Below are 13885 nucleotides of genomic sequence, written 5' to 3' on the forward strand. Positions count from 1 at the left end.
CTTCGTCGCCTACGCCCCGGCGCCTGACCGGCGGCCCGGCCGCGGACCGGCCACTGCGTGGCCGCCGCTCCCTATGGGTCGCGGGGGCGGGGCTGGGAGTGCTGTTATGGCGGATTCGGGGTGCCATGTGCGACGTGGCTGTGGCCGTGGGAGGGCGGGGTGAATCGCCCTCCCCGGGGTCGGGTCAGGCGTCTACGGTGGCGGCCGCGTCGGACGCGGTGGGTTCCGCGGGCTTGCGACGGCGCCTGCGGCGGGCCGGCTTGGCCGTGTCGTCGCCGTCGTTGTCGGCCGGGGCCGATTCGGGGGCGTCGGTGGCGGGCTCGCTCGACTCGGTGGTCGCTGCTTCGCCTGCCTCGGCGGGCTTGCGGCGGCGGCGCCTGCGGCGGGCGGGCTTGTCGCCGTCGGCCGCTTCGTCGGCGTTGTCGGCCGACTCGGTGGTCGTGGTCGACTCGGTGCCCTCGGTGTCGGCTTTGCCACCGCGGGTGCGGCGGCGGCTGCGGGAGGACTTGGGGCGCTCGGTGCGCTCCTCGACTACGGCGTCGTCGTCACGGGTGGGGGCCGCGGGCTTGCGGATCACACCGGTGATGCCCTCGGGGATGCCGAGGTCGCTGTAGAGGTGGGGGGAGCGCGAGTAGGTCTCGGCGGGGTCGGCCATGTTCAGGCCGAGCGCCTTGTTGATCGACTCCCAGCGGTGCAGTTCGTCCCAGTCGATGAGGGTGATCGCGACACCGGTGCGGCCGGCGCGGCCGGTGCGGCCGATCCGGTGCACGTAGGTCTTCTCGTCCTCGGGGCACTGGTAGTTGATGACGTGGGTGACGTCGTCGATGTCGATACCGCGCGCGGCGACATCGGTGGCGACGAGCACGTCGATGGCGCCCTTGCGGAACTTGGTCAGCGCCTTCTCGCGGGCGATCTGACCGAGGTCGCCGTGCACGGCGCCGACATTGAAACCACGCTCGGCGAGATCGTCGGCCACCTTCTGCGCGGTGCGCTTGGTGCGGGTGAAGATCATCGTCGCGCCGCGGGACTCCGCCTGCAGCACGCGCGCGACCAGTTCGGCCTTGTCCATCGCGTGGGCCCGGTAGACGAACTGCGCGGTGCGATCGTGCACGGCGGAGTCGTTGGCGAGCTCGGCGCGGATGTGGGTCGGCCTCGTCAGGAAGGTGCGGGCGAGGGTGATGATCGGGCCGGGCATGGTGGCCGAGAACAGCATCGTCTGACGCTTGTCCGGCACCATCGACAGGATGCGCTCGATATCGGGCAGGAAGCCCAGGTCGAGCATCTCGTCGGCCTCGTCGAGGACGAGCACGCCGATCTTGCCCAGGATCAGATGGTTCTGGTTCGCCAGATCCAGCAGGCGACCGGGGGTGCCGACGACCACGTCGACGCCGTCGCGCAGTGCGGCGATCTGGGTGTCGTACGGGCGGCCACCGTAGATGGCGGCGACCTTCAGCGAACCCTGGTGGTTGGTCAGGTACTTGCTCGCGTTCTCCAGGTCCTTGGTGACCTGGATGCACAGCTCGCGCGTCGGCACGATCACCAGCGCGCGCGGGGTGCCGTCGAGCGGGGTGGTGCCGGTGTCGGCGGTGGCGATGCGGTGCAGCAGCGGCACGCCGAAACCGAAGGTCTTGCCCATGCCGGTGCGGGCCTGGCCGATGAGATCCTCGCCGGCCAGTGCCAGCGGCAGGGTCAGTTCCTGAATCGCGAAGGTGCGTTCGATCCCGATCTCACCGAGTGCGCGCACGATTTCTTCGCGCACGCCCAATTCGGCGAAACTCGGCGGGATGTGGGTGTTGTCCAGTTCGGCCGTCAGGAGTGTGTCGGCCAAACCGGGTTCCTGTTCGACAGTGATCTTGCTCAGTGTTCGTGCCTTCCTCGTCATTGCATCTCGCACGCACGAGGTGGGGCGGGCCGGTCGGCCCGCGACGACCACATACCCGCCTGTGATATTCACCGGGCCGGCGCCGGATAACCATCGCCGACCAGGCGTTATGCGTGGTCGTCGAGACGGTGTCATCGGCGCGGCGCTGCGGTGATGCGGATTCGTTGCGCGCACATTTTCTTCGACATTGCTGTCTGGGCAACGCCGCTGTCCGCCCGCGCTGTGCGCCGGTGGAGTGCCACGCCGCGGAGTATGTCCGGGCGTCGAAACTAGCGTTGTCCACGGAGATTGTAGCGTGATATTCTGCGGAATCCGAATTTCAACGTGGTTGAATGCCGCGCGAAAACGGGCTCGCCACGGGATTACCTCAGCACCGGTGGTGTGTCGCAGCGCAATTCATCGGTGCCGGATTTCGCGCGTGTCCACCGGTGTAATCGAGCTCACTGGTACCGGCGGTACTGTGTGTGAGACATTTCTAGTCGTGAGTATCACCGACACCGTCACCACTGCTGCGCGCAACGCGTGGGCGCTGAGCTTCGGCGCAGGCATCGAGCCCGTCGACCCGGCGCCCTCGACCGTGCTGTGGGACGAGCCGCATCGTCTGCTGCGTCGCTACGATACCGAATTCCAGTCTGCGGCAAGCGATTCCGCGGTGTTGTTGGTGCCGCCGCTGGCCGCGCCCGCCACCTGCTTCGACCTGCGTCGCGACCAGAGCCTGGCCCGGTACCTGGTGGAGACCGGCCGTGCGCCCTACCTGATCGACTACGGCGACATCTCTTTCGCCGATCGCCGGATGGGCTTCGAGGACTGGGTCCTCGACATCCTGCCCGAGGCGATCCTGCGCGTGAGCGCCGATCGCGGCGGCGCCCCGGTCGACCTGATCGGCTGGTCCGTCGGCGGCATGTTCTCGCTGCTCACCGCAGCCGCGAACCCGGAACTGCCGATCCGCTCGGTCACCGGTGTCGGCCCGCCGCTCGACTACGACAAGATGCTCGGAATTCCGCAGCTGCGCGCGGTCGCCGGCCTCACCGGCGGCTGGGGCTCCACCACGGTTGTCCGTGCCGCGGGCGGCATTCCGGCACCGCTGACCAAACTGGCCTACCGGCTCGCCGCCTACGACCGTGAACTGGCGCGTCCGAGGTTCATCGCCAGCAATATCGCGAATACCGGGACCCTGGCCAAGATGGAATCCATCGACCGTTTCCAGGCCGCCATGCCCGGCTACCCCGGACGTTTCTACAACCAGCTGTGGGGCCGGATGATGCTGGCCAACGACATCGGCAACGGCAGGCTCGAACTGCGCGACCGGACCATCGAACTCGCCGACGTGCGCGTGCCCGTGCTGCTGATCGGCGGCAAGTCCGACGTGATCACCCCCAAGGCCGCTGTCGAGGCCGGTTTGCGCACGCTGTCGGGCTCGTCATCGGTCACCTACGAGGTCGTTCCGGGCAGTCACCTCGGCATTCTCACGGGACCGGAGGCCCGCGAAACCACGTGGGCGCACCTGGACAAATTCCTGGCCGAACGCGACTGAGCACTGATCGGACCAAGTTCAAGGGGAATCTGAGCTAGGTCGGGTTGGCCTCGAGCAATTCGATGTCGGTGTTCTGTGTCACACTCGCCGATGATGAGCCGCCATACGAGCTTCCGGTATCAACTCGACCCCACGGTCGAGCAAACCGCGGTGCTCGCTCGTCATGCAGGAGCTGCTCGGTTTGCGTTCAACCGCAGCCTCGATGTTGTCACAACGGCCCTCCGCCTCCGTAAGAGCTCACCGGATCATCGGGTGCCGTGGACTGGGTTCGATCTGATCAACGCGTTCAACACCTGGAAGAGGACCGAAGCCGCCGGACGAGTGATCGCGGTCGACGCGGGCGGAACAGCCGAGGTGGTGGTGACCGGGCTGGCGTGGCGGACTGAGGTCTGTCAGCAGGTGTTCGAAGAAGCAGCTGTCGACTGCGGACATGCCCTGAAAGCGTTCTCGGACTCCAGGGCCGGGAAACGTGCGGGTGCGCGGGTCGGGTTTCCTCGTTTCAAGAAGAAGGACAAGACCATCCCGTCGTTCCGGATCCGGAACAGGCACTCCAAGACCGGGCGAACGAAGATCCGAGTCGGTGACAACGACAGTCCCCGGTCGGTGACATTGTCCGGGATCGGTGCGATCCGGGTGCGTGCAGACACTCGCCGGTTGCGGCGTCTGCTTACGAAAGACCGCGCGAGAATCCTGTATGCCACCGTTTCGTATCGGGCGGCGCGGTGGTGGATCAGCCTGACCTGCGAAGCTTCCGATCTGCACCCGGCTCACCGTCATCAGCCGCGAGAACTGGGCGATCACGATGGTTGGGTCGGGATAGATCGTGGGTTGAGTGTGTTCGCTGTTGCCGCGACCGCTGGCGGGGCCGAAGTCACCCGCATCATCGCGCCCAAACCCTTGGCCGCCGCCCTGGACAGGCAACGCCACCTGGCGAAGTCGGTATCACGCAAACAGAAAGGTTCACATAATCACCGGCAAGCCACCACCAGACTGGCCCGTCACCATCACGGGGTTGCCAATATTCGTCGTCACTTCGCCCATCAGGTCGCCAACACGCTGGTCAAGACCCACGACCGGCTCGTAATCGAAGACCTGCATGTGGCGGGGATGGTGCGAAACCGTCGGCTGGCGCGGGCGATCAGTGATGCTGGATGGGCGGATTTCGCCCGGATGCTGACCTACAAGCAAGCATGGCGGGATGGCGTGATCACGGTCGCCGACCGTTGGTTCCCATCGAGTAAACGATGCTCGGCCTGCACGGCGATCAACTCGACGCTGACGTTGGCGGATCGGGTGTTCTTCTGCGAGTGCGGGTTTCGCGGCGATCGTGATCACAACGCGGCGGTCAACCTCGCGCAATGGCCGATGATTCACCAAGACTTCTCACGATCCCCGGACCCCCGAGCAGGAGGCCGGGTCACCAAAGTCCGCCGACAGACCGGATCTGACCGACACTCTGTGAGTGTTGGTGAAACCGGTCTGGTTGACGCGGAAACCGAAGCCCGAACCACGTTAGTGGCATGAGCTGAGGACGCCCGAGAAGGGCGGTGTCTGGAGGCGGTCAGAGCATTCGGACACGCTGTATTGTTGACGGTCATGGGAGCCCAGACCTCTGCCGCGCCGGAATTCTTCTCGACCGAGCCGCTCGCCGCGGACCACGCGGGGGTGACGGAGCTGTTCGCGGTCCTCGCCTACGGCGAGCTGTCCGCGTTCTACCGGCTCGCCGAAGAGGCGAAGCAGGCGCCGTCGCTGCGCGGCCGGATCGGCGTCGCCAAGATGGCCGCCGCCGAGCTCGCGCACTTCGAGACCCTGGAAGCGGCGCTCACCGAGCGCGGCGCCGACGCCGAGGCCGCGATGGCGCAGTACCAGGGCGCGCTGGACTCGTACCACGCCTCCACCGACCCGTCGACCTGGCTCGAGTCGATGGTGAAGTTCTACGTCGCCGACGGCCTGGCCGCCGACTTCTACACCGAGATCGCGGGCGCGCTGCCCACCGAGGTCTCCGATGTGGTGCGCGATGTCCTCGCTGAGACCGGTCACTCGCAGTTCGTGGTCGACGAGGTCCGCAGCGCGGTGGCGGCCAGCCGCTCCGAGCGCGACCGCCTCACGCTGTGGGGGCGCAGGCTGCTCGGCGAGGCGATCACGCAGGCGCAGTTCGTGATGGCCCAGCGCGACGAGCTGGCCGAACTGGTCCTCGCCGCCACCGGCGATCTCAACGGCATCGCGACCCTGTTCGACCGCATGCAGCAGCGGCACGCGGCCCGCATGGCAGAACTCGGCCTGTAGCTGTTCGGCCCTCGGGTACCCGGCTTGATCGGGGGTGATCAGCCGCCGATCGCGTGGTGCTGGACGAGGCGCAATTCCGGTGTGCGGGAGACGGTTTCGCGGGGTAACCAGATCACGACCTGTTGATCGTTGTCGGCCGCCAGCGTCTGCACCGTGTAGGTGATGGTGCCTCGGGTGGGATGTTCGAAGCCGAGCAGGGTGGGCAGATCCTCCGCGAGACGGTGGGGTTGCCAGCGGCGGGCGAACTCGGGTTCCTCGCACAGGTCGGCGATGAGTTCGGCGACGCGTTCGTCATCGGGGCGACGCAGGCGCGTTCTGGCGAGCTGGTCGGCGAGTTGGTCGGCGAACTGGGCCCAGTCGGTGACCGTGGTGCGGGCGAGCGGATGGCGGAACGTCCACAGGGCCAGGTTGACCAGGTCGGGATTGTCGAGCAGGCCGAGCGGGGCGGCCAGGTCCGACCACGCGTTGTTCCAGGCGAGCACGGTGGCACGGGGGCCGAGAGCGAACGCCGGGGTGGGGTCGAGCGAGTCGAGCACGCCGCGCAGGGCGGGGGGCACCTGATCGAGGGCGGGATCGAAAGCGGTACTCGGGCACCGGGCGTCGCTGCTGGTGGTCAGGGCCAGCCAGGCGAAATGGCCACGCTCGGTGTCGTTGAACCGCAGGGCGGTGGCGAGTGCGTCGACGACCGCCATCGACGGATTGGTGTCGCGGCCCTGCTCGAGCCGGGCCAGATAGTCGGCACTGACACCGGCCAGTACCGCGACCTCTTCACGGCGAAGACCAGGGGTGCGACGCCTGCCGCCGCCGGGCAGGCCCACGTCGGCCGGATTCAGCTCGGCTCGACGGGCGACGAGAAGTTCCGCGAATGCCGAACGAGCGCCGGGATGATCTGCCATATCTGCGCCTACCATGTCTCGATGGTGCCCGGTCATGGCGTTGTCAGCCACGCCCTGCCAGGACCAGGATAACCGCGGTCTGGTTAACGGACCGCAGTCCGGTCAGGGTGGAGGCATGACTTCCTCGACACAGACCCAGCAGCTGAAGACCGGGTCCTGGGCCCTCGACACCGCCCACTCCTCGGTCGCGTTCACCATTCGCCACCTCGGGATCGCCAAGGTGCGCGGCGGATTCACCCGCTTCCAGACCGAGTTCGTCGTGGACGAGACGGGCGCGGCCACCCTCGGCGCCACCATCGAACTCGATTCCTTCGACACCAGCAACGCCGACCGCGACGCTCACATCCGCCAGGCCGACTTCCTCGACGTCGCCAACCGCCCGACCCTGAGCTTCCGTGCCACCCAGCCGGTCCGGGTCGCCGAAACCTTCACCGTCACCGGCGAGGCCACCCTGGGCGCGATCACTCAGCCGCTGACCCTCGACGTCGAATGGGGCGGCATCGCCGACTTCCCCGACGGCACCCGGCACGCGGGTTTCTCCGCCACCGGCGCCATCAAGCGCACCGACTTCGGCGTCGGCGTCGCTATGCCGGGCATGCTGTCGGACACCGTGAAGATCGAACTCGAGATCGAACTGATCGAGCCCGCCTGATCCCGTTCGCTGACAGCGCACCAGGTGTGGGAGCGGTGGTGTTCGGGCTGCACTAGCCTGGGACCTGACAACACAGGACTCTTACGTTCGGAGGTTGGCCGTGGAGGTCAAGATCGGTATTTCGGATAGCCCGCGCGAGCTCGTGATCAACAGTGCGCAGAGCCCTGATGAGATCGAGGCGCTGGTGTCCGATGCGCTGAGCGGCTCCGCCGGTGTCGTGTCACTCACCGACGAGAAGGGCCGCAAGTTCCTGATCCAGGCCGCGAAGGTCGCCTACGTGGAAATCGGTTCCCCGGCCGTCGGCCGAGTCGGCTTCGCCACGATCTGAGCTGCGAACACGAAAATGCCCCGCCATTTCCGATGGCGGGGCATTTTTCGTCGTTGCGGACTCAGAGGTCCTGGGAGTAGGCCCGCTGGGCGGCGGTCAGCGGCACGTGCTTGAGGCCACCCCAGGCCAGCGACACCGTGGTGTCGACGGCTTCGTCCTTGGGGACCGGGCGGTCGGCTTCGAGCCAGTAGCGCGCCGAGAACTGGCTGGCGCCGACGAGGCCGACGGCAAGGATGCGCGCGCGGTACGGGTCGAGACCCGAGTCGTGGGCGACCAGATCGAACACCGCGTCGACACAGGCCTCGGTGGCCTGCTCGACCCGGCGCTGCACCTGCGGTTCGCTGGTGAGGTCGGATTCGAAGACGAGGCGGAAGCCCTGCATCTCGTTGTCGACGAAATCGAAGTACGCGGCGACCGCGGCCCGCACGCGCTGCTTGTTGTCGGTGGTGGAGCGCAGCGCCTGGCGCACGCTCGACACCAGGATGTCGACGTAGTTCTGCAGCACCGCCAGGTACAGCTCCAGCTTGCTGGCGAAGTGCTGGTACAGCACCGGCTTGCTGACCCCGGCTACCTGGGAGATCTCGTCCATGCCCGCCGCGTGGTAGCCGCGCTGGACGAAGACCTCACTGGCGGCGAGCAGCAGCTGCTGGCGGCGCTCGTCGCGAGGCAGGCGGGTGCCGCGTTTGGCCGGGACCGTCTCCGGCACCGATCGGCGCGAGGGCATGCGGTCCACGAGGTCAGTCATCTCGGCTCTCTATAGTCGATTCCCCGGGCCGCCGGGTGTGCGGTCGGGTATCCCACGAACGATACTCGCACGGTGTTCGCCCTGCGTCTCGCCCTGGAAATGTAGTACCAGTCCACGGAGTTCGCCGGGCCGTAACCGCGCGATCTCCTCCGGCCGCCCGTACGGCGGATTTGCGCACTGTGAGAATCTGATGGGGTGACCGACCGGACGGATGACCATGCCGACGGCGGGCGCGATGTCGCTCGCTCCACGCAACCCTCCGAGTCCGGTGCTGTCACGTCGGCGCAGGAGGGGCGGGAGTTGCAGGTCTACGACCCGCTCGGGCTCTATCAGCCCGCCGACCGATCCCGCCAGCCGCTGCGTGCCCGCTGGGATCCCACCGACCACGACAACGGCCGCCCGCGCAGCCCGCAGCGGGAGGCGAAGAAGCAGAGCGCGCTCGGTCGATTCGTGTCGGCCTACGGGTGGCGGGCCTACGCGCTGCCGGTGCTGCTCGCCATCACCGTGCTGGTCGTCGTCGACGCGGTGCGCACCGGACCGATCCCGCCGCCGAGCGATCCCGGCTTCGGCGCGCTGAGTCCCAAGGTGGCGCAGTCCGGCATCATCGGCGCACCCCCCGGCGACGGCAAGTTCCCCGCCGATCTGCCGCTGGGCGCGCTGCCGGAGGGCGGCGACTACGTCGAGCGCGCGGCGGGCACCTGGCATGTGGTGCCGGGCACCAGCGCCCAGGTCGGCGCCGGCACCGAGCGCGTGTTCCGCTACACCGTCGAAGTCGAGGACGGCATCGACACCGCACCGTTCGGTGGCGACGCCGCCGTGGCGAAGATGGTGGAGACCACCCTGGCCAACCCGAAGAGCTGGACCAACGACCCCAAATTCGGCTTCCAGCGCATCGACGCGGGCCCGGCCGACTTCCGGCTCTCGCTCACCTCTCGCGAAAGCACCCGCGCCGCGTGCGGCTTCGAGATCCCGATCGACTCGTCGTGCTACAACGCCGACCTCGACCGGGTCGTGCTCTCGGAGGTCCGCTGGGTCCGCGGCGCGCTGGCCTTCGACGGCGACATCGGTTCCTACCGGCAGTACCAGATCAACCACGAGGTCGGCCACGCCATCGGCTATCACGGCCATCAGCCGTGCGAGACCGACGGCGGCCTCGCGCCGATCATGATGCAGCAGACCTTCGGCACCAAGAACAACGACATCGCCCTGCTCGACCCCCACGGCGTGGTCCCCGCCGACGGCAAGACCTGCCGCTTCAACCCCTGGCCGTACCCGCGCGGCTAGTGGCCTCGCCCATGCGGGACCATGGACGGGAAGAACAGCGCGGCGGGTCTTGTTGTAGACAGCAGAACGGCCACCAGGCCCAGCCGCCTTCAGATACAGGAGTTCTCACGTGTCTCTCACAGGGACGTTGCCGCCGCTGGTTGAACCGGCCGCGGAACTGACCAAGGACGAAATCGCTCGCTACAGCAGGCACCTGATCATCCCCGATCTCGGTGTCGACGGTCAGAAGCGGTTGAAGAACGCCAAGGTCCTCGTGATCGGCGCGGGCGGCCTCGGCTCGCCTGCCCTGCTCTATCTGGCCGCGGCCGGTGTCGGCACGCTCGGCATCGTCGAGTTCGACGAGGTCGACGCCTCCAACCTGCAGCGCCAGATCATCCACGGCGAATCCGATATCGGCCGTCCCAAGGCCGACAGCGCCCGCGATTCCATCCTGGAGATCAACTCCGGGATCGACGTGCGGCTGCACAAGATCCGCCTGGAGCCCGAGAACGCCGTGGAGCTGTTCGCCGAGTACGACCTGATCGTCGACGGCACCGACAACTTCGCCACCCGCTACCTCGTCAACGACGCCGCCGTCCTCGCGGGCAAGCCCTACGTGTGGGGCTCGATCTACCGCTTCGAGGGCCAGGTCTCGGTGTTCTGGGAAGACGCCCCCGACGGGCGCGGCATCAACTACCGCGACCTGTACCCGGAGGCCCCGCCGCCGGGAATGGTCCCCTCCTGCGCCGAGGGTGGCGTGCTGGGCGTGCTGTGCGCGTCGATCGGATCGGTGATGGTGACCGAGGCGATCAAGCTGATCACCGGCATCGGTGAGACGCTGCTCGGCCGCCTGATGGTCTACGACGCACTGGACATGAACTACCGCACCATCAAGCTGCGCCGCGATCCGCAGCGTGAGCCGATCACCGAACTGATCGACTACGACGCGTTCTGCGGTGTGGTGTCGGAGGAAGGCACCGCGGCCGCGGCCGGGTCGACCATCACCGCCGCCGAGCTCAAGGATCTCCTCGAGGCCGACAAGGTCGAGCTGATCGACGTGCGCGAGCCGGTGGAGTGGGACATCGTCCACATCGCGGGCGCGACCCTGATCCCCAAGGACCGCATCCTGTCCGGCGAGGCCCTGTCCGAACTGCCGCAGAACAAGCCGATCGTGCTGCACTGCAAGACCGGCATCCGGTCGGCGGAGGCGCTGGCCGCGTTGAAGCGCGCCGGTTTCGCCGACGCGACGCATCTGCAGGGCGGCGTGGTGGCCTGGGCCAAGCAGGTGGATCCGTCGCTTCCGGTCTACTGACCTGATAGCTGCCGGTTTGCGACCTCATCGCATATTGCGGTGAGGTCGCAAAGTGGACTATCACAGCGTGCCTTGGGTCGCCTGCGGTGATCGCGGGGTTACGGTACGGCCGTGACCTCAGTCGAACCTCCCGAGCATGTGCGAGCCACATTCGGGCTTCGCGAAGTGACGCCGGTTTCCCTCGGAGACTGGGACGGTGGCTGGCGCATGGGCGACGTGGTGCTCAGCCCCGTCGCCGATCACGCCAGGGCCGCGTGGTCGGCGAAAGTACGCGAACACCTGGCGGTCGACGGGCTGCGGGTGGCCCGCCCCGTCCGCGCCACCGACGGACGCTATGTTGTCTCCGGTTGGCGTGCCGACACCTTCGTGGACGGTGCCCCCGAGCCCCGCCACGACGAGGTCGTCTCGGTCTCCCTGCGGTTGCACAAGGCGACAGCGGAATTGGAACGCCCCCGCTTCCTGGTCCAGCCGCCCGTCGCCCCGTGGGTCGACGTGGACGTGTTCGTCGCCGCCGACCGGGCCGCCTGGGAATCGGTCCCGCTGCGCACCCTGCGCGCGGGCGGCGTCCCCATCGCCGCCACCCCCGACGGCCAGCGTTCCCTCGAACTGATCGGCCAGCTCGCCACGCTGCGCAAACCCGTCCGCAGCCCCGACCAACTCGTCCACGGCGACCTCTTCGGCACGGTTCTGTTCACCGGCGCCCACACCCCCGGCCTCACCGACATCACCCCCTACTGGCGCCCCGCCACCTGGGCCGCGGGGGTCGTCGTGGTCGACGCACTGGCGTGGGGTGGGGGCGATGACGGTTTACTCGACCGCTGGGCCACCTTGCCCGAATGGCCCCAGATGCTGTTACGGGCGTTGATCTTCCGCCTGGCCGTCCACGCCCTGCACCCGCGTTCCACCCCCGAAGCTTTCCCCGGACTCGCTCGGACCGCGGACATGGTCCGTTTGGCACTGTAACGCGGAACCGCACCTGCTTTGACCTATCGGTCGTCATCGGACTCAAAACTGTTGACACTCAACGTTTTCTGGTGTCAGTCGTGCTATTTTCATCGAACATCGCTGCCGTGCGTCCTACGTCGGCTCGCGGACTCACTGCGGCAGTCACGAGCGGTGAGGATTGTTGCGATGAGAATCCAGCCAAGACAACAGATCCTGGACATCTGGGGCGCCATGGTTTCGACCTGTTATCGGGACGAGAAGTGGCGCTGGGACGGCATCATCGGCGCCGATTCGATCAGCGATTCCGAACAGCTGCTGTGCCTGTTGTATCCAGCGGCGCAGATCGAGACCTTCGCGCTGGATCAGCCGGAATCGATGTCCGAGGATGTGCGGAAGGTGTTGGCGCCCTTCGGGGGACCGGTAGGAATCGGCACCACGGTTCTCGGTCTCATCGAGGAGTACTTGGCCCGGAACACGGATGCCGGCGACGTGCCGCGCTTCGCTGCGGGCAGCTATCTCAGATCGCCCGAGGATGGTGATCCGACCGCCGCGCAGCGCGCTCTCGAGGTGGTCGACGGGTATTCCCGGTCGGTCGCCGTGTGTATCGCGGCGCTCGGTTTCGCGCGCGGATTCGACCGGTGGGCGCAGGCTGAGCGGCGCACAGCGATCAACACGCGGATCGCCGACCTGAGCCGCGATGTGAGCACTCGGCTGACTGCCGCGATGGTCGGCCTCGTGCGCAGTTTCGCGGTCGACACGCTCGCACCGCACTCACCATCGGGCAGAGCGATGCTCGGGATGCTGAATCAGTCGGGGCAGCCGCAGAGTTCTGTGATGCATGACATCTGTCGGAGCCTCGAACGCGTGCGAGCCCGTCTGCGCCGTGATGTGATGCTCGGTCCGGCGCTGGTGTCCGAACTCGACAACGAGGATCTGCTCTTCGAGTGTGGCTGGAGCTGGGGCATCGTCCAGGAATCCAGCCCGGTCGATTTCGTGCCGACCACGATCGGTTCCGGTCAGGGATTCGCCGACCGTCGGCCCTATCTTCACTTCACCATCACCGCACTCGATGCGATCAGCGACGTCGTGTCACCACGCACCAGGGAACTCGGCCTGCTCGACGAAACCCAGCAACGTCTGGCCGAGGCGTTGCGACTGCGCTGGGAAATCACCCAGCGCTACTGGTCGACTGTCGCCCGTTTCGGCACCGGAACCTGGCCGCTGGAAGATATTCCGTGGCGTACATCCGACGGCGAGGAATCGGACTATTTCAGTCTGCTCGTCTCGGCGGTGCTGATCCAGGATCTGGTCGAACGTAGCGCCGCTGATGACGATCTGACCAGGGCGGTCGGCATTTTCGACGAGCTGGCGCGACGCGGGCGAATCACGCGAAGGCCGACGCGGGCAGACCCGTCGGTCGCCCTGCACTATCCGGGTGTGCGGATGACACTGCGCGGCAGCGAACTCGTCGACGGCGGTGGGTCTCGACTGGAATGGATCGCCTCGGATTTCGCGCCGGTACTACTCGAGCGGCTGCTGCGGGCGGCTCGCTTGTCGGGCAACATCACCGCCCGTGACCAGCTGATGGAACTGGCGAAGCAGGTGATGGATCACCTCGATCATCGGATGATCTCGGATGGCGCCGCGGCCGGTCTGTGGGACGATCCCGGCGCGGCATTCGGTGCGTCGGCACAGCGCGGACCGCTCCCGTCGTGGTACATGACCGAGCGCATCGTCAAGTGCTTGGTCGCCGCGGACCGCACTTATCGTGCGGTTTCTTTGCGATCGCCCGCGATGGTGGTCCGGGCAGCCGAGTTGCTCCACGAGGCCGAGCACCTGCTGAATCAAGCGATGCTCGACGTCAGCGTGTACGACACCTCGGCCAACCGGTTCGCGCTCGACGCTGTCGAGCAGAAGCTGGACCGGGCGAGGAGCGTCATTGATTCGCAGCCGGGAACCGCGTTCACGCTCGTCTCGGCGGCACTGATCGAACTCGATCAGCTCGCCTGGGCCCGCCTCGACGCGATGCGGAGTGCTTGACG

12 protein-coding genes are annotated in these 13885 nt (G+C 67.2%); 9 read left to right on the forward strand and 3 right to left on the reverse strand.

Features of this window, described 5'->3' with window-relative positions:
• Positions 1-184: 184 nt before the first annotated feature.
• Positions 185-1882: a DEAD/DEAH box helicase gene (locus ACFVVI_RS24395; RefSeq protein ID WP_378991254.1), complete on the reverse strand. Its 1698-nt coding sequence runs from the start codon at positions 1880-1882 to the stop codon at positions 185-187.
• Between the two features lie 481 nt (positions 1883-2363).
• On the opposite strand from ACFVVI_RS24395, the gene ACFVVI_RS24400 reads away from it, so the two are divergent.
• The 3 genes from ACFVVI_RS24400 to ACFVVI_RS24410 all read left to right on the forward strand — a co-directional run bounded on the left by ACFVVI_RS24400 (position 2364) and on the right by ACFVVI_RS24410 (position 5702).
• Positions 2364-3416: an alpha/beta fold hydrolase gene (locus ACFVVI_RS24400; RefSeq protein WP_378991256.1), complete on the forward strand. Its 1053-nt coding sequence runs from the start codon at positions 2364-2366 to the stop codon at positions 3414-3416.
• A 93-nt stretch (positions 3417-3509) separates the two neighbouring features.
• Positions 3510-4940, forward strand: a complete 1431-nt coding sequence (locus ACFVVI_RS24405) for an RNA-guided endonuclease TnpB family protein (RefSeq protein WP_387447034.1) — start codon at positions 3510-3512, stop codon at positions 4938-4940.
• Between the two features lie 72 nt (positions 4941-5012).
• Positions 5013-5702 (forward strand): ferritin-like fold-containing protein, encoded by a 690-nt coding sequence (locus ACFVVI_RS24410; protein WP_378632701.1) that lies wholly within the window; start codon positions 5013-5015, stop codon positions 5700-5702.
• Positions 5703-5740: 38 nt separating this feature from the next.
• Here ACFVVI_RS24410 and ACFVVI_RS24415 read toward each other — a convergent pair whose 3' ends face one another.
• Positions 5741-6613, reverse strand: a complete 873-nt coding sequence (locus tag ACFVVI_RS24415) for a helix-turn-helix transcriptional regulator (protein ID WP_378991262.1) — start codon at positions 6611-6613, stop codon at positions 5741-5743.
• Between the two features lie 100 nt (positions 6614-6713).
• On the opposite strand from ACFVVI_RS24415, the gene ACFVVI_RS24420 reads away from it, so the two are divergent.
• The gene (locus tag ACFVVI_RS24420; RefSeq protein ID WP_387447036.1) at positions 6714-7250 is read left to right on the forward strand and encodes a YceI family protein; all 537 of its coding nucleotides are present in this window, start codon (positions 6714-6716) and stop codon (positions 7248-7250) included.
• A 100-nt stretch (positions 7251-7350) separates the two neighbouring features.
• Entirely contained in the window at positions 7351-7578 is a 228-nt protein-coding gene (locus ACFVVI_RS24425; RefSeq protein WP_067450585.1) for a DUF3107 domain-containing protein, read from the forward strand.
• A 61-nt stretch (positions 7579-7639) separates the two neighbouring features.
• On the opposite strand, the gene ACFVVI_RS24430 is transcribed toward ACFVVI_RS24425, so the two are convergent.
• The gene (locus ACFVVI_RS24430) at positions 7640-8323 is read right to left on the reverse strand and encodes a TetR/AcrR family transcriptional regulator (protein ID WP_056812916.1); all 684 of its coding nucleotides are present in this window, start codon (positions 8321-8323) and stop codon (positions 7640-7642) included.
• Positions 8324-8518: 195 nt separating this feature from the next.
• Between ACFVVI_RS24430 and ACFVVI_RS24435 the strand changes: the two genes are divergently transcribed.
• From ACFVVI_RS24435 to ACFVVI_RS24450, 4 genes are all read left to right on the forward strand, one after another.
• Positions 8519-9607, forward strand: coding sequence for a DUF3152 domain-containing protein (locus ACFVVI_RS24435; protein WP_378991265.1), 1089 nt, complete (start codon positions 8519-8521; stop codon positions 9605-9607).
• Between the two features lie 109 nt (positions 9608-9716).
• Complete coding sequence (gene moeZ / locus ACFVVI_RS24440) at positions 9717-10898, forward strand: adenylyltransferase/sulfurtransferase MoeZ (RefSeq protein WP_387447038.1); 1182 nt, start codon at positions 9717-9719, stop codon at positions 10896-10898.
• Between the two features lie 111 nt (positions 10899-11009).
• Entirely contained in the window at positions 11010-11861 is an 852-nt protein-coding gene (locus ACFVVI_RS24445; RefSeq protein WP_101466090.1) for a TIGR02569 family protein, read from the forward strand.
• A 168-nt stretch (positions 11862-12029) separates the two neighbouring features.
• Complete coding sequence (locus ACFVVI_RS24450) at positions 12030-13883, forward strand: SCO2524 family protein (protein ID WP_387447039.1); 1854 nt, start codon at positions 12030-12032, stop codon at positions 13881-13883.
• Positions 13884-13885: the final 2 nt, after the last annotated feature.

The organism is Nocardia sp. NPDC058114 (genome assembly GCF_042884695.1).
In the GTDB taxonomy this organism is placed as follows: Bacteria; Actinomycetota; Actinomycetes; order Mycobacteriales; family Mycobacteriaceae; genus Nocardia.

What these genes read in the sequence shown, in the direction of transcription:
- ACFVVI_RS24395 (WP_378991254.1), bottom strand. Translation starts at nt 1,882, where the DNA reads ATGACGAGGAAGGCACGAACACTGAGCAAGATCACTGTCGAACAGGAA.
- ACFVVI_RS24420 (WP_387447036.1), top strand. Translation starts at nt 6,714, where the DNA reads ATGACTTCCTCGACACAGACCCAGCAGCTGAAGACCGGGTCCTGGGCC.
- ACFVVI_RS24450 (WP_387447039.1), top strand. Translation starts at nt 12,030, where the DNA reads ATGAGAATCCAGCCAAGACAACAGATCCTGGACATCTGGGGCGCCATG.
- ACFVVI_RS24405 (WP_387447034.1), top strand. Translation starts at nt 3,510, where the DNA reads ATGAGCCGCCATACGAGCTTCCGGTATCAACTCGACCCCACGGTCGAG.
- ACFVVI_RS24410 (WP_378632701.1), top strand. Translation starts at nt 5,013, where the DNA reads ATGGGAGCCCAGACCTCTGCCGCGCCGGAATTCTTCTCGACCGAGCCG.
- ACFVVI_RS24415 (WP_378991262.1), bottom strand. Translation starts at nt 6,613, where the DNA reads ATGGTAGGCGCAGATATGGCAGATCATCCCGGCGCTCGTTCGGCATTC.
- ACFVVI_RS24430 (WP_056812916.1), bottom strand. Translation starts at nt 8,323, where the DNA reads ATGACTGACCTCGTGGACCGCATGCCCTCGCGCCGATCGGTGCCGGAG.